The organism is Streptomyces sp. NBC_00038, assembly GCF_026343635.1.
Classification (GTDB): domain Bacteria; phylum Actinomycetota; class Actinomycetes; order Streptomycetales; family Streptomycetaceae; genus Streptomyces.
Genome location: NZ_JAPELQ010000001.1, coordinates 1,227,004 through 1,242,040, shown reverse-complemented (window position 1 = coordinate 1,242,040; position 15,037 = coordinate 1,227,004). Strand labels below are relative to the sequence as shown.

At 69.7% G+C, this 15,037-nt stretch carries 12 protein-coding genes; 8 read left to right on the top strand and 4 right to left on the bottom strand.

What is annotated here, in order from left to right; translation table 11 throughout:
• Positions 1-138: 138 nt before the first annotated feature.
• The 5 genes from OG219_RS05775 to OG219_RS05755 are packed head-to-tail and all read left to right on the top strand — an operon-like array spanning position 139 to position 4,878.
• Positions 139-1,644 carry a cytosine permease gene (locus OG219_RS05775; RefSeq protein ID WP_266823527.1) on the top strand — a complete coding sequence of 502 codons (1,506 nt, stop codon included), beginning with the start codon at positions 139-141 and terminating at the stop codon, positions 1,642-1,644.
• Entirely contained in the window at positions 1,641-2,204 is a 564-nt protein-coding gene (locus OG219_RS05770) for a cysteine hydrolase family protein (RefSeq protein WP_266823525.1), read from the top strand. The genes OG219_RS05775 and OG219_RS05770 overlap by 4 nt, the downstream gene beginning before the upstream one ends.
• Complete coding sequence (locus tag OG219_RS05765; protein WP_266823523.1) at positions 2,201-2,908, top strand: GntR family transcriptional regulator; 708 nt, start codon at positions 2,201-2,203, stop codon at positions 2,906-2,908. Before OG219_RS05770 ends, OG219_RS05765 begins: the two co-directional genes overlap by 4 nt.
• Positions 2,909-2,944: 36 nt before the next feature.
• Complete coding sequence (locus OG219_RS05760; protein WP_266823521.1) at positions 2,945-3,949, top strand: ADP-ribosylglycohydrolase family protein; 1,005 nt, start codon at positions 2,945-2,947, stop codon at positions 3,947-3,949.
• Complete coding sequence (locus OG219_RS05755; RefSeq protein WP_266823519.1) at positions 3,946-4,878, top strand: PfkB family carbohydrate kinase; 933 nt, start codon at positions 3,946-3,948, stop codon at positions 4,876-4,878. Before OG219_RS05760 ends, OG219_RS05755 begins: the two co-directional genes overlap by 4 nt.
• Here the strand turns inward: OG219_RS05755 and OG219_RS05750 are convergent.
• Positions 4,854-6,116, bottom strand: a complete 1,263-nt coding sequence (locus OG219_RS05750) for an alpha-L-fucosidase (protein WP_266823517.1) — start codon at positions 6,114-6,116, stop codon at positions 4,854-4,856. The genes OG219_RS05755 and OG219_RS05750 overlap by 25 nt on opposite strands.
• A 297-nt stretch (positions 6,117-6,413) precedes the next feature.
• On the opposite strand from OG219_RS05750, the gene OG219_RS05745 reads away from it, so the two are divergent.
• Positions 6,414-9,284, top strand: a complete 2,871-nt coding sequence (locus OG219_RS05745; RefSeq protein WP_266836010.1) for a carbohydrate binding domain-containing protein — start codon at positions 6,414-6,416, stop codon at positions 9,282-9,284.
• Positions 9,285-9,334: 50 nt separating this feature from the next.
• On the opposite strand, the gene OG219_RS05740 is transcribed toward OG219_RS05745, so the two are convergent.
• The 3 genes from OG219_RS05740 to OG219_RS05730 form a co-directional block, all read right to left on the bottom strand.
• Complete coding sequence (locus tag OG219_RS05740) at positions 9,335-10,201, bottom strand: geranyl diphosphate 2-C-methyltransferase (protein ID WP_266823515.1); 867 nt, start codon at positions 10,199-10,201, stop codon at positions 9,335-9,337.
• A 63-nt stretch (positions 10,202-10,264) separates the two neighbouring features.
• Entirely contained in the window at positions 10,265-11,530 is a 1,266-nt protein-coding gene (locus OG219_RS05735) for a family 2 encapsulin nanocompartment cargo protein terpene cyclase (protein ID WP_266823513.1), read from the bottom strand.
• A 5-nt stretch (positions 11,531-11,535) separates the two neighbouring features.
• Positions 11,536-12,957, bottom strand: coding sequence for a family 2B encapsulin nanocompartment shell protein (locus tag OG219_RS05730; protein ID WP_266823511.1), 1,422 nt, complete (start codon positions 12,955-12,957; stop codon positions 11,536-11,538).
• A gap of 264 nt (positions 12,958-13,221) precedes the next feature.
• On the opposite strand from OG219_RS05730, the gene OG219_RS05725 reads away from it, so the two are divergent.
• Positions 13,222-14,463: an acyl-CoA dehydrogenase family protein gene (locus OG219_RS05725; protein WP_266823509.1), complete on the top strand. Its 1,242-nt coding sequence runs from the start codon at positions 13,222-13,224 to the stop codon at positions 14,461-14,463.
• 157 nt (positions 14,464-14,620) lie between these two features.
• Positions 14,621-15,034, top strand: a complete 414-nt coding sequence (locus tag OG219_RS05720) for an SseB family protein (protein ID WP_266823507.1) — start codon at positions 14,621-14,623, stop codon at positions 15,032-15,034.
• The last annotated feature ends 3 nt before the right edge of the window (positions 15,035-15,037 follow it).

Genomic DNA, 15,037 nt, shown 5'->3' with positions numbered 1-15,037 from the left:
CAGTACGCCGGTTTCGGCACAGCTTCTCACCGTGGAGTGGAACGTCCGCGGGCAGGTTTCCCGTTGGCTCGCGCCTCTTGACGCCTCCGGGCGGCCGACCTAACCTCCACTGAACACGTCTAGACAGGTAGGTCGACGATGACGGAATCCCCTGACACCCGCGAATCCCGCGACAACAGATCCGCGGGCCGACAGCTCCAAGTGGAGACACACGGCCTCGACGTGATCGGCGACGCCGAACGGAAGGGCACTCCACGGACACTGTTCTGGCCCTGGTTCGGAGCCAACGTCGGGGCTCTCGGCCTGAGTTACGGCGCGTTCGCGCTCGGCTTCGGCATCTCCTTCTGGCAGGCGCTGATCGCCGGATCGATCGGCATCGTGTTCTCCTTCCTGCTCTGCGGCTTCGTCGCCGTGGCGGGCAAGCGCGGATCCGCGCCGACCATGGTGCTCAGCCGCGCCGCCTACGGCGTACGTGGGAACCGGCTGCCCTCGGTGATCTCCTGGGTGCTGACCGTGGGCTGGGAGACCGTGCTCTGCTCGCTCGCCACGATGGCCACCGCGACCGTCTTCTCGCGGCTCGGCTGGGGCGGCGGCACGGAGACCAAGGTGGTCGCCCTGCTCGTGGTCGGCGCGCTGATCGTGGTCGGGGGCGTGATGGGCTTCGACGTCATCATGCGCCTGCAGACGGTGATCACCGTGGTCACCGGGGTGCTCACGGTCGTCTACATCGCGCTGGTCGCCGACCACATCCACTGGAGCACCGTCAGCGCCGTACCGGCGGGCTCCACGGCGGAATTCGTCGGTGCGATGGTCTTCATGATGACCGGCTTCGGACTCGGCTGGGTCAACGCCGCCGCCGACTACTCCCGCTATCTGCCGCGCGGTTCCTCCAGCCGCGGCGTGATCGGCTGGACCACCTTCGGCGGCTCGGTGGCGCCCCTGCTCCTGCTGCTCTTCGGCCTGCTCCTCGCGGGCTCCTCCGAGGACCTCAGCCAGGCCATCGCCATCGACCCGATCGGCGCGCTGACCACCATCCTGCCCACGTGGTTCCTGATCCCCTTCGCCGTTGTCGCCGTGCTCGGCATGGTCGGCGGCGCGGTCCTGGACATCTACTCGTCCGGCCTGGCGCTGCTCTCCGCCGGTCTGCGCGTGCCGCGCTATCTGGCGGCGCTCGTCGACGGAGTTCTGATGATCGCGGGCTCGATCTACATCGTCTTCTTCAGCGACAACTTCCTGGGCCAGTTCATCGGCTTCCTCACCACGCTGGGCGTCCCCGTCGCGGCCTGGTGCGGGGTCATGCTGGCCGACCTGGTGATGCGTCGCCGTGACTACGACGAGCGCGACCTGTTCCGCACCGGCGGCCGGTACGGCGACATCCCGCTCCAGCCGCTGCTGCTCACCCTTGCCGCCACCGCGCTCGGCTGGGGCCTGGTCACCAACTCGGCCGCGAGCTGGCTGGAGTGGCAGGGCTACCTGCTCGACCCGTTCGGACTCGGCGGCAAGACGGGCAACTGGGCCTACGCCAACCTGGGCGTCCTGCTCGCCCTCGCCGTCGGATTCCTCGGCACGCTGGCCCTCGGCCGCGGCCGGGTGGGCACCCAGGAGCGGCAGGAACCCAGCGAGGAGGTGCTCAGCGCAGTATGAGTGACGAACAGGTACACGGTCGGCTCACCGTCATCGACATGCAGCGCGTCTTCGCCGAGCCGGACAGCCCCTGGGCGACGCCCCGTTTCGACGAAGCCGCCGAAGGCGTACGCCGATTGCTGCCGGCCTTCGGCGACCACGTCACCTTCACCCGCTTCATCGCGCCCGAGAAACCCGTCGGCGCCTGGCGCGCGTACTACGACCAGTGGCCCTTCGCGCTGCAGCCACCCGACGCCCGGCTGTGGGAGCTGACGGACGAATTCGCCGAACAGGCACGGCACTTGGTGAACGCCACCACCTTCGGCAAGTGGACGCCCGAACTCGCCGCACGTGTCGGCACCGAGGGCCGGATGGTGCTGGCCGGAGTCAGCACCGACTGCTGCGTCCTGTCCACCGCCCTCGCCGCCGCCGACGCCGGAGTGGAGGTGCTGGTGGTGGCCGACGCCTGCGCGGGCGTCGACGACGACTCGCACGCCAAGGCCCTCCATGTGATGGACCTGTACCGGCCGTTGATCCGGGTCGTCACCGTCGACGAGGTGCTCGCCGGGGGTGCGGCATGACCGGAGTCCGCCTCAAGCACCAGCAGATCACCGAAGTGCTCGCCAAGGAGATCCGCGCCGGGGACCGGCCGACGGGGGAGCAGCTGCCGGGCGAACACGCCCTGGCCCAGCGCTTCGGCGTCAGCCGCACCACGGTGCGGGCCGCCCTCGCCGAACTGAACGACGCGGGCCTGATCGCCACCCGCACCGGCAAGGGTTCGTACGTGCTCTTCGACGGCCGCCCGCTCGACGACCGGCTCGGCTGGGCGCACGCCCTGGCCGACCAGGGCATCGACACACGCGTGCGGACCCTCGCCGTACGGGAGGTCCAGGACAAGGAGCTCGCCAGTCGACTCGCCCTGGACACACCGACGTTCATACGGGTCGAGCGGATCAGAGAACTCGTCGCGGACGGCTCGGTGATCTCGTACGAACGCAGCTGTCTGCCGCCCGTTCCCGGAGTCAGGGAACTGCCGGCCCAGGGCCTCGGCGAAGTCTCCCTCACCGAGGTATTGCGGCGCGCCGGACTGCGCCCCGACCACGGCGAACAGCGGCTGGCCGGGCGGCGGATCGACGCCCGGGAGGCGGAGGTGCTGCGCCGTGAACCGGGCGACTGGTTCCTCGACACACGGCGCACGAGCCGCGCGGTCGACGGCGCCTTCGTCGAACACGTCATGAGCCTCCTGGACCCCGACCACTTCCAGCTGTCCCTCGAGTTCGGCTGACCCCTCGCCCCGGCCGACTCCCTACGGAAAGTACCCATGACCCTCCAGAACCGCGCCGCCGGAGCCCTGTACGGGCTCGCCCTCGGTGACGCTCTCGGCATGCCGACCCAGATGCTGTCGCGCCCGCAGATCGTCGACCTGTACGGACCGCTGCTGACCGGCTTCCACCCCGCAGCCTCCGACCACCCGCTGGCTGCAGGTATGCCGGCCGGGGCGATCACCGACGACACCGAACAGGCCCTCCTGCTCGCCCGGTTGCTGCTCGACGGCAAGGGAAGCGTCGACCCGGCGGAGCTGGCCCGGCGCCTGGTGGCCTGGGAGGACGACATGCGGGCCCGTGGCTCGCTGGACCTGCTCGGCCCCTCCACCAAGCGCGCTGTGGAAGAGGTCCTGGCGGGCACGCCCGTGGACGAGGTCGGGCGGTACGGCACCACCAACGGCGCGGCGATGCGGATCGCACCCGTGGGGATCAGTGTGGCCTCGACGGATCCGGTCGCGCTGGTGGACCGGGTCGTGGAGGCCAGCAGGCTGACCCACAACACGGGGGTCGCGCTCGCGGGTGCGGCGGCCGTGGCCGCCGCGGTCAGCGCGGGACTTGACGGTGCGTCGGTTCCGGAGGCGGTCGAAGTCGCCGTGCGGGCAGCCCGGTCGGCGGCGGGCCGTGGCCACTGGGTGGCCGCGGCCGATGTGGCCGAGCGGATCGTGTGGGCCACCGAGCTGGTACGAGGTCTCGACGCGGCCCAAGTCTGCGACCGTGTCTACGCGTTGGTGGGCACCAGTCTCGCGACCCAGGAGTCCGTGCCCGCCGCGTTCGCCGTCCTGGCGGCCTGCCCGGACGACCCGTGGCAGGCGGTGCTGCTCGGCGCGTCCGTCGGCGGGGACTGCGACACCATCGCCGCGATCGCGGGTGCCGTCGGCGGCGCCTGCCACGGAGTGGACGCCTTCCCGGCCGAGGCGCGGGAGACCTTGGTACGAGTGAATCCGCAGCTGGACCTGGACGCGACCGCCGCCGCGCTCCTGACCCTCCGGGGGCGGCCGTGACCCGGCTCCTGCACCTCGGCAATGTGGTCATGGACCTCGTCCTGGAGGTTCCCGCCCTGCCCGAACGCGGCGGCGACGTCCTCGCCACCCGCACCGAGCGGACGCCGGGCGGCGGATTCAACGTCCTGGCGGCGGCCGCCCGCCAGGGCCTGCCCGTCACCTATGCGGGAGCCCACGGCGCAGGCCCGTTCGGCGACCGGGCCCGGAGCGCGCTCCGCACGGAGGGCATCGACGTCCTGTCGGCGCCCCGCCCGGACCTCGACACCGGCTTCGTCGTCTGCCTCGTCGACGCCGAGGGCGAGCGCACCTTCGTCACGAGCCCTGGCGCCGAGGCCACGCTGACCGTCGACGATCTCACCGAACTGCGGCCAGGACCGGACGACTTCGTCTACGTCTCCGGATACAGCCTGTTGCACGAAGCCAACCGTGGCGCCCTCACCCAATGGGTGCCCCAACTCGACCCGAGCGTCACCGTGATCGTCGACCCTGGGCCGCTGGTGGACGAAATCCCCACGGCCGCCCTGGAGTTGTTCCTGGCGCGCGCCGACTGGTGGACCTGCAACGCCCGGGAGGCCCTGCTTCTCACCGGAATCGACGACCCGTCCGCCGCGGCCGTGGCCGTCGGGGCACGTCTGAAGCGCGGCTCGGCCCTGATCCGTACCGGTCCGGACGGCTGCATCCTGCACCACGAAGGCACGCTCTCCGCGATCCCCGGCCACACCGTCCGGGCCGTCGACCTCAACGGCGCGGGCGACGCGCACACCGGCGTCTTCATGGCCGCGCTGGCCAACGGGCTGCCCCCGTTCGATGCAGCCCGCCGCGCCAACGCGGCCGCAGCGATGGCGGTCACCCGGTCCGGGCCCGCCACCGCGCCCGACGCGCACGCGCTCGACGAGTTCCTCCGTCAGTCGCGCCCGGCACCCCGGTAGAGGTCCAGCTCACCGTCCAGTTCGACGGCCAGCACGGTGGCGTACTCGTCGAGGTCGGCCGCGGCGGGAGCGTCGACCCAGGTCACGCCGGGTACCGCGTCCAGGCCACCGGTGATGCGGTGACCCAGTTCGGTGCCCGTGCCAAGGACGGTCACCCGGCGTACCGAATTGCGCAGCCCACGGACGGACACCGCCTCGCGCGGTACGTCGAAGCACGTCAGATACAGCGTGCGACGGTCGGCGGACAGGGTGCTGGGGCCGTAGTGGTGGCCGGGCGGCAGCCCGGCGACCGTCCCGTACACGGCGTCGGCGTGCCGCGAGATCCACGCGCCCAGGCCCTCCAGGCGTTCGACCTGTTCCGCCGGGATCGTCCCGTCCTCCATGGGACCGACGTCGAGCAGCAGGTTGCCGCCCATGCCGATCGTCTCGGTGAAGTAGCGCACCAGCTGGCGTACCGACTTGTAGTCGTGGTCCGTGGGTCGGTAGCTCCATGAGTCGTTGATCGTCAGGCACAGCTCCCAGGGGCCGTCCGGGGCCTGCAGCGGGACGCCCTGCTCGGGGGTCGCGTAGTCGCCGTGACTGAGCATGCGGGCGTTGAGAATCGCGTCCGGGTTGCCCGCGAGGATCAGCTCGGCCAGCTCCCGCATCCGCCACTGCTCCTCCGTACGCTCCCACTCACCGTCGAACCAGAGCAGGTCGGGGCGGAAGCGGTCGACGAGTTCACCGACCTGGCCGTCGCGGTAGGCGAGGTAGCGCTCCCAGGCCGCCGGGTCCTCCTTGCCCGGCTCGGCATGCGAGAAGGGGCTGGGGGTCTCGCCCGGCCCGACGTGCCGGATGCTCGGGTAGTCGGGGTGGTTCCAGTCGGAGTGCGAGTAGTAGAGGCCGACCTTGAGGTCACGCTCGCGCAGGGCGTCGACGAAGCCGGTGACCAGGTCCCGGCCGGCCGGTGTGTCCTGGACCACGTCCAGGTTCCGGTGGCCGGTGTCCCACAGGGCGACGCCGTCGTGGTGCTTGGTGGTCAGTACCGCGTACTTCGCGCCGACGCGGGCGAACAGCTCGGCCCAGGCCGACGGGTCGTAACGCGAAGCGGTGAAGCGGCCGAGCTGTTTCATGTACTGCTCGTGCGTGACCTCGCCCGTGTAGAAGGACCAGGACTCGGCCCATCCGTCCACGGCGTAGACGCCGTAGTGGATGAAGATGCCCAGCTTGGCATCGGAGAACCAGGGTTGCATCGGCATGCGGCCACGCTAGGCGCGGGTGCGCGGCCCGCGCGTGGGCGCCGGTCACCACTACTGGTCGATTCTCACCCTGCGCCCCCAACCTTGTGCGATCCCTTTACGTGCCTGTCATGTCCCTGTAGCTTCCGCGCTGCAAGAGATTTCAGGAACTTTCCGGTTCTTCTTGCAGTGCAACTCCCCACCCGCCGGGCCGCATTGGAGTCGCTCATGAGACGCACGTCCCCGTTCCCGATCGTGGCGCTCGCGGCGGCGACCCTGCTGGTCGCAGGGATCCCGCCGGACGTCGGCTCCCCGCCCATGGGCAGCACGGCGGCCGAGGCGACGAACACCGCGACCGTCTTCTACTACACGAAGACCAAGAACTGGCCGTCCACCTACCTCCACTACGCACCGGACGGCGGCTCCTGGACCACAGTGCCCGGCACGCAGATGGAGACGGCCTGCACGGACTGGGTGAAGAAGACCGTCGACCTCGGCTCGGCCGCCGGTCTGCAGGCCACCTTCAACAACGGCAGCGGCACCTGGGACAACAACGGCGGCGCCAACTACGCGCTGGGCACTGGCGACATCACCGTCAAGGACGGCGTGATCGCCCACAGCGACCCGTGCGCCGGCACCGAACCGGTCGAGGGCAACGAGGCGACCGTCTACTACTCGACCGCCACCTCCGGCTGGACCACCGCCAACATCCACTACGCGCCCACCGGCGGCTCCTGGACGACGGTCCCCGGCATCGGCATGGAGACGGCCTGCACCGGCTGGTGGAAAAGGACCCTCGACATCGGTACCGCGACCTCACTGAAGGCCGCCTTCAACAACGGCAACGGCGTCTGGGACAACAACAACAGCGCCGACTACACCCTCCCCACCGGCACCACGACCGTGCAGGACAGGACGGTCACCACGGACGCCGAGGACCCGTGCGCCGCCGAGGATCCGGACACCGAGGCGCCGACCGCGCCCACCAAGGTCACCGCGAGCGCCACCGACACCTCCATCGTGATCTCCTGGGAGGCGTCCACCGACAACACGGCGGTGACGAAGTATCAGATCACGCGCACGGGCGGCACCAAGGGCACGGTCGTCACCGATGTGGGCTCAACGGTGTACTCCGACACGGGACTTGAGGAGCAGACCGGCTACACGTACACCGTGAAGGCCGTCGACGCGGCCGGCAACACCTCGCCCGCCTCCGCCGAGGCCACCGCTACGACCGGCGACGAGGCGCCCGAACCGGCCTCCGGCACCCCGCTGGGCACCGACCCGCGCAAGGACCCGATCTACTTCGTCCTCACCGCCCGCTTCTACGACGGCGACAGCTCCAACAACCGCGGCGGCAGCCAGCACGTCAAGTCCGGGAACGCGGCCAACAACGACCCCATGTTCCGCGGCGACTTCAAGGGCCTGGTCGACAAGCTCGACTACATCAAGGCGCTCGGTTTCTCGGCGGTCTGGGTCACCCCGGTCGTCCTCAACCGCTCGGACTACGACTACCACGGCTATCACGGCTACGACTTCTACAAGGTCGACCCCCGTCTGGAGTCCGCCGGCGCCTCCTACCAGGACCTGATCAACGCGGCGCACGCCAAGGGCATGAAGATCTACCAGGACGTGGTCTACAACCACAGCTCCCGCTGGGGCGCCAAGGGCCTGTTCACCCCGACCGTCTACGGCGTCCGCGACTCCGAGTGGAGCTGGTACTACGACGAGAAGAACGAGGGCTTCGAGTACGACGGCCTGACCGTCGACCCCAAGTCCGGGAAGTCGTACTACAACGGCGACCTCTGGTCCACCGCCGAACCCTCGGGGAACACCTGCGTCAACTGGGGCAAGGCAACGGGCGGCAAGAGCTCCGAGGGCTACACGCTCTACAACTGCCAGTGGCCCAGCCCCACTTCGGGCATGTTCCCGAAGGCGTACTACCACCAGTGCTGGATCGGGAACTGGGAGGGCGAGGACGCGCGTTCCTGCTGGCTGCACGAGGACCTGGCCGACTTCAACACCGAGAACACCGCGGTCCAGAACTACCTGATCGGCGCCTACGACAAGTACATCGACATGGGCGTCGACGGCTTCCGCGTCGACACCGCCGTACACATCCCGCGCGTCACCTGGAACCGCCGTTTCCTGCCCGCCATCTACGACCGGGTCACCCAGAAGTTCGGTACGACCGCCGCGCAGAACTTCTTCGTCTTCGGCGAGGTCGCCGCCTTCGTCAACGACAAGTGGAACCGCGGCTCGGTCAACCACTCCGCGCAGTTCTACACCTGGAAGGAACGCAAGGAGTACAGCGCCGACGACGAGACCGCGGCCATCGAGCAGTTCAACTACGAGAACAACCTCGGCACCGGCAACCAGCCGACATCCACCAACGCCTTCCTGAGCGGCAACAGCTACCACACGCCGGACCGCAGCCAGTTCTCCGGGATGAACATCATCGACATGCGTATGCACATGAACTTCGGTGACGCGCAGAACGCCTACAACAACGGCAAGGACTCCGACGACAGCGTCAACGACGCCACGTACAACGTCGTCTACGTCGACAGCCACGACTACGGCCCCAACAAATCGAGCACCCGCTACAGCGGCGGCACCGAGGCGTGGGCCGAGAACATGGCGCTGATGTGGACCTTCCGCGGTATCCCGACCCTCTACTACGGCTCGGAGACCGAGTTCCAGGCCGGCAAGCAGATCGACTGCGGTCCGACCTGCCCGCTGGCGTCCACCGGCCGCGCCTACTACGGCGACCAGCTCGCCGGAACCGTCATGGCCTCCGAGTTCGGCAAGGCCGACTCGGCGAGCGGCCAGGTCGCCACGACGCTGGCCCAGCCACTGGTCAAGCACGTCCAGCGGCTCAACCAGATCCGCCGGGCGATCCCCGCCCTGCAGATGGGCCAGTACTCCACCGACGGCATCAGCGGCTCGATGGCCTTCAAGCGCCGCTACACCAGCGGCTCGACGGACAGCTTCGCGCTCGTCACGGTCACCGGCGCCGCGACGTACACCGGCATCCCGAACGGCACCTACACGGACGCCGTCACCGGTGAGGTGAAGACCGTCTCGAACGGCACGCTGTCCGTGACGGCTCCCGGCAAGGGCAACCTCCGGGTGTACGTGCTGAACGGTCCCGGGAAGATCGGGAGCGATGGGCCGTACCTGAAGTAGGACGGGTTGGGTGGTCCCGGGCCCGAGCGGGTCCGGGACCACCCGCGTCGTCAGATCCGGTCCGCCGCGATCAGCAGATAGTGGAAGCTCCCTTCCTTGTACGCGGTCAGGAACGCCTCCTCGATCCCCGTCGCCACCTCCGACTTGGCCCGCAACTCCCAGTAGGGGATGGTCGCGGCCGTCAGATCGACGACCTCGATCGGGACGAGATTGTTCGCGGCCATCGCCTTGAAGTACTCACTGCGCGGATGGATGTTGCACGTGTAGTGCTCGTCGATCTTGCTGACGGCCTTGGAGCGCAGGCCCTGGACGTCGTTCGAGCACCCGGTGATGCACACGTACCTGCCGCCGTACTCCAGGAGCCGGGCGAACTCCCCGTACAGCTCGAAGAGATCGACGTACATCGTGGTCTCGTTCGTCCAGATGGCCCGGCGTGAGCCGGTGGCGAAACCCGTGCCGAGCATGTTGCGGAAGTGGAAGCGCACCTTGTCGGAGACGGTCCGCCGGTCGGCCTGGTCGTTGGCGAAGGCGACCTGCTGCTCCGAGATGCTCACGCCGTCCACGGAGCAGCCGAAGCGGGCGTTGGCCATGATGCTGGTGCCGCCGCGGCCGGAGCCGGCGTCCAGGAGGCGGTGCCCCGGACGGATGTCGCCGAGGTGGTCGAGGAGGACGTCCGCCTGCGCCGTTTCCAGGCGGTGCATCTCCTCGATCATGCGCTGCTCGCGGGTTTCGCGCGGGCCCTGAAGGACCGACGGGTCGTAGTCACCCAGGCCGTAGTGGTGGTGGTAGAGGTCGTCGACCTCGCCGAGCTTGAGGTTGACGGCGTTCCTCTCCGCGTTCCAGTAGTCGGCGACGGACTTCTGGTACGGGGTGCGCAGGACGTTGGCCACGGTGTTCGCTGTTTCGGTGACAGACATGCGGAATCAATCTCCTTGCAGGTGAACGGAGTTCGGGATGTCGGGCGACGGGAAGCTCGGATGTCAGGCGGTGGTGGTGTAGCGGCCGCTGCTCGCGTGCCATTCGCGGCTGCCGCCGAGCCAGGCCCAGGTGCCGGCCAGGAAGCGGCGCAGCTCGGGTGAGCCGGTGAGGGCGAGTGCGGACGCCTCGGCCTCGAAGGTGTGCATGAGCTCGTTGTGGATGTCGACGGTGCGGTCGACCGCCTCCTCGAGGGAACACTCGTCCTCGGCGGCGATCAGCCGGGGCAGGCTGAAGTCCGTCGGGTCCTCCTTGCCCATGGAGTACAGGTCGTTGACGATCACGCTCGCCGAGCCCGCCATCGTGAACGCGCGGCGCACCCGAGGGTCGGCGAACTCGCCCTGCGGCACCTCGTATCCGGCGACGGCGTCGACGAGCACCATGCACGGCACGAAGCTGTTCTCGTGCCGGTGCATCAGGAACTCCCAGACGGGCGGGGTGTGTTCGGCCGTGTGCCAGACGCCTTCATGGTTGTAGGCGACGAACATGATGGCCAGCTCGTGACGGAGCCTGCGTACCTGGGTCGTCGTGGCGTACCGGGCGAGATCGGCGAGGCTGGAGCGGAGGGCGCGCACGACGGGGTCCGCCTGGACGACCTTCTCCAACTCTGGTGCGTACGCCAGGGGCAGGTGTGCCTGGTCGATCACGGAATGGGCGATCGCGAGGCGCTGCCCGAGCAGTTCGTGCTGCGGCTCCTCCACCTCGCAGTCCACGTAGTGGTCGTCCACGGACCACTCCGCCAGCGCGCACTTCGCCGCCGCCAGCAGCCGGTCGGGGTCGTCCGACTCCGGATGCGCGAGCATGATCAACCGCCCGAAGTCGGCCTTGCGGATCATGTCGAGTCGGCCGGGGTAGATCCCGACCTCCTCTGCCCACTCGACCAGCCCTTCGGTGACGGTCTCGCCGAGACCACGGTCGTCGCGGACAGCGGGCGGGCAGTGCAGCCGCGCGGCCGGCCGCACGGGCGCGGGTTCCGGCGGCGGATCCGGGGCGAACGCCCGGGCGGCCGATGTACCGAGCCCGCTCGGACCGGTGGGCAGGCGTGGCAGTGGTGGTCGTACGGCGTCTGGCGGCGGCAGCGGCGGACGTGGGAGCCGCGCCGAGGATGTGCCCAACCCCGTTGGCACAGAGGGTAGTTGCGGTGTGCGCGCCGGCTTCGGGGCGAGCGGCAGCCGCGGTTCGGCCGTGGCCCGCGCGGACAGCAGCGCCGTCACCAGCTCCGCCAGCTCGTGGCCCGCCGGGAGAGCGAGGGTCCTGGAGATCAACGACACCGGCGTCAGCTCCCGCTCGGGCGGGAGACCTCGACGTTCTCCAGGATGCCGAGCGCGTCCGGCACCAGCACGGCCGCCGAGTAGTACGTGCTCACCAGATAGGAGATGATCGCCTGCTCGTCGATGCCCATGAACCGCACGTTCAGGCCCGGCTCGACCTCGTCCGGAATGCCGGTCTGGTAGAGGCCGATCACCCCCTGGTCGTCCTCGCCGGTACGCAGCGCGAGGATCGACGACGTGCGGCCCGGGCTGACCGGGATCTTGCCGCACGGAAGCAGCGGCACACCGCGCCACGCGGGCAGGTGATGGCCGTTCAGCTCGACTCCGCCGAAGTAGATGCCCCGCTTGTTGCACTCCCGGCCGAACGCGGAGATGGCCCTGGGGTGCGCGAACAGGAAGCGGGTGCCGCGCCGTCTGCTGAGCAGCTCGTCCAGGTCGTCCGGTGTCGGCGGCCCGGAATGGGTGGAGAACCGCTGGTCGTAGTCGGCGTTGTGGAGCAGCCCGAAGTCCGCGTTGTTGACCAGCTCGTACTCCTGGCGCTCGCGCAACGCCTGGACGGTGAGCCGCAGTTGCTGCTGGGTCTGGTTCATCGGCCGGTTGTAGAGATCGGCGACCCGGGTGTGCACGCGCAGCACGGTCTGCGCCACGCTCAACTCGTACTCGCGCGGCCCCGGTTCGTAGTCCACGAACGTGCCGGGCAGATCGGCCTCGCCCACATGCCCGGAGCTGAGCGCGATGTCGGCCTCGCCCGACCGGTTGCGCGGCCGGTGTCCGTCGGAGCCGAGCCGCTCGACATGCGCCCGCAGCCCCTCGTACCGCTCCGCCACCGCCCGGTACGCCGCGTGCGGCAGCGCCAGGACCGTGGTGGCCGTCGCCGCGCGCGCCGTGAAGTCCCAGGTGCCGTCCGCGCCTGCGAGGACCTGACCGCCGAAGGTGTCACCGTCGGCCAGCAGACCGGTGATCGTCTCGTCCCCGTAGGGCCCCGAGCCGACCTGCTCCACCTTGCCGTGCGCGATGAGGAACACATGGTCGGCCGGACCGCCGGCCTCCACCACGAGCTGGCCGGGCTCGTACTCGCGCTGGACGAACTGCTCCGCCAACACGTCCAGCGTGTCGCCGTCCGGGAACCCGCGCAGCAGCGGAAGTTCGGCGAGTTCCGCCGGGACGACCCTCACCCGCGCGCCGGTCTTCACGAAGGTCACCCGCCCGTCGCCGACCGTGTACGACAACCGTCGGTTCACGCGATACGTGCCGCCCGGCACGTCCACCCACGGCAGCATGCGTGTCAGCCACCGTGAGCTGATGCCCTGCATCTGGGGCTCGGACTTGGTCGTCGTCGTCAGGTTCCGTGCCGCGGCGGTTCCGAGGCTCTGTTGCTCCCGCTCCTCGGCGCCCTCCGCGGGCGCCGTATCGGTCTCGACCGACATGGGTTCCTTCTCTCCTGTTGCGTCCGTGACAGGATGCATCCGGACTGTCACGCTCCGCGCCTACAGCTACCCGTGATCGGCCGCGACGAACGAAGCCTTCGGGCGGCGTGCGAAGCACGTCCCGCCACGAAGTGCCCCCGCACCACCCCCGATTCACTCGGATGCGCCTGGTTGGCGGTATCCGGTCGGTACCCGGGCGCCCCCTGCCGTGTTCAATCGCTTGTACCGCCGCGCGCAAGGACGGACCCCTCGTCAGGAGGCACCGTGATCGCCGTTCCCGAACCCGCGCTCACCGAACGCGAACTGATCGAGCGTGCCGTGGAGTTACGACCCGCGCTGCTCGAACGCCAGCCGGAGACGGAGCGGTTGACGCACTACCCCAAGGACACCCACGACGACTTCCTGCGGGCCGGCTTCTACCGGATGCTGCAACCGCGCCGGTACGGCGGCTACGAGTTCGGTCTGCCGACCTTCTACCGCGTGGTGACCGAGACCGCGCGCGGCTGCCCCTCCACCGGCTGGGCCCTGTCGCTCACCGCCGCCCACGTCCTCCAGGTCGCCGGCCTCTTCGACGAGAAGGCGCAGGACGAGATCTTCGGCGACGACGGCGAGTTCCGGGCCGCGTCCACCGTCGTGCCGATCGGTGTCGCCCGGCCCGACGGCGACGGTCACGTCGTACTCGACGGGACCTGGCCGTACTCGTCCGGCGCGCCCTACTCCACGCACTACCTCGGCCAGACACTGCGCGCCCCGGAGAAGCCCGGCGAGCCGCCGGGACCCTTCGTGCTGTTCCTCGCGCCGCGCTCGATCTGGACGGTGGTCGACGACTGGCACGGCGCCCTCGGCCTGCGCGGCAGCGGATCCAACAGCATCCGCATCGACGAGGGGCACGTCCCCACGTACTTCACCCGGGAGGTGAGCCTGCTCGACCTGCCCGTCGAGGGGGGTACTCCCGGTTCGAAGCTGCACGGCAACGCCATGTACGCGGGGCGCGCGCCCAGCTTCTACCACGGCGAACTGGCCGCCATCATGATCGGCACCGCCTACGCGGCCGCGGACGAGTACGCCCGGATCATCGCCGAACGCCCGCTGATCGCGGACCCCTCCCGCACCCGCGCCGAACTCCACGACTACCAACGGCATTTGGGGGAGGCGCTGGGCGCCATCCACACCGCCGAGGCGGCGCTGCTGCGCAACGCGGAGGACTGGATGGAGGTCTGCCGCCGCAACGTCTCGGGCGAGGCCCCGTTCACCACCGCCGAGGACAACCGGCTCGCCCTCGTCTTCCTCACCGCCGGGCGGATGGCGTGGGATGTGCTGCAGGGCATCCTCTTCCGCACGGCCGGCTCCCGGTACGCCCGCGACGGCGAGCGGATGCAGCGGTACTTCCGGGACGCGGCCACGTACTGGACGCATGTCGGGCCCACCATGGCCGAGCCGCTGCACCGGCGCGTCGGCTGCGACCGCCTCGGCCTGCCCTCGGACGACATCCCGCTGCTGCCCTGAGCGGAGCCGCTGATCGAAGCCGTCGAGCGAAGCCGCTGAGCGAATTCCCTGATGAGAAGAGCGATGATTGCCTCCGCCGCGGGTGGGTACGGGACGAAGGTGTGCCTGGGGCGGTCCCCGTCCCGGGCGGCCCGTCCGTACTACCCCGGGATTTGCCATGGACACCCCCTCGAACAACTACACCGCGCCCGCGACACCCGCTCAGGAAGCGTTGGACACGCTCGCCGTGAACACCGAGGACGCCGAGGCCCTGGCCACGCTCGCCGGCAGCGACGTGCTGGTCCCCGTGCCGGACGACGTCAGCGAGGAGGAAGTGGCCGACCCCTCGGCCGTCGCGCTGCCCGTCCTGGAGGCGCCCGGCGGCGAGCAGGTCGTGCCGGTCTTCACCTCGGAGCTGGAGATGGCCGAGCTGCTCCCGTCCGTCTCCCGTTACCGCATGGTGCCGCTGGGCGCGCTCGCCTCCCAGTGGCCGTCCAGTGACCTGGCGCTTTCGATCGACGCCAGTTCGGCACACGGTCTGACCCTCACCTCGGAGGGCGTACGCACCCTGCTGGCCAGGCCTCTCGCGTAGGGG

Bases quoted from the DNA above. Each gene is read 5' to 3' on its own strand.
- OG219_RS05760 (WP_266823521.1), top strand. From the start codon at position 2,945: ATGACCCTCCAGAACCGCGCCGCCGGAGCCCTGTACGGGCTCGCCCTC.
- OG219_RS05720 (WP_266823507.1), top strand. From the start codon at position 14,621: ATGGACACCCCCTCGAACAACTACACCGCGCCCGCGACACCCGCTCAG.
- OG219_RS05745 (WP_266836010.1), top strand. From the start codon at position 6,414: ATGGGCAGCACGGCGGCCGAGGCGACGAACACCGCGACCGTCTTCTAC.
- OG219_RS05730 (WP_266823511.1), bottom strand. From the start codon at position 12,957: ATGTCGGTCGAGACCGATACGGCGCCCGCGGAGGGCGCCGAGGAGCGG.
- OG219_RS05770 (WP_266823525.1), top strand. From the start codon at position 1,641: ATGAGTGACGAACAGGTACACGGTCGGCTCACCGTCATCGACATGCAG.
- OG219_RS05750 (WP_266823517.1), bottom strand. From the start codon at position 6,116: ATGCCGATGCAACCCTGGTTCTCCGATGCCAAGCTGGGCATCTTCATC.
- OG219_RS05740 (WP_266823515.1), bottom strand. From the start codon at position 10,201: ATGTCTGTCACCGAAACAGCGAACACCGTGGCCAACGTCCTGCGCACC.
- OG219_RS05765 (WP_266823523.1), top strand. From the start codon at position 2,201: ATGACCGGAGTCCGCCTCAAGCACCAGCAGATCACCGAAGTGCTCGCC.
- OG219_RS05775 (WP_266823527.1), top strand. From the start codon at position 139: ATGACGGAATCCCCTGACACCCGCGAATCCCGCGACAACAGATCCGCG.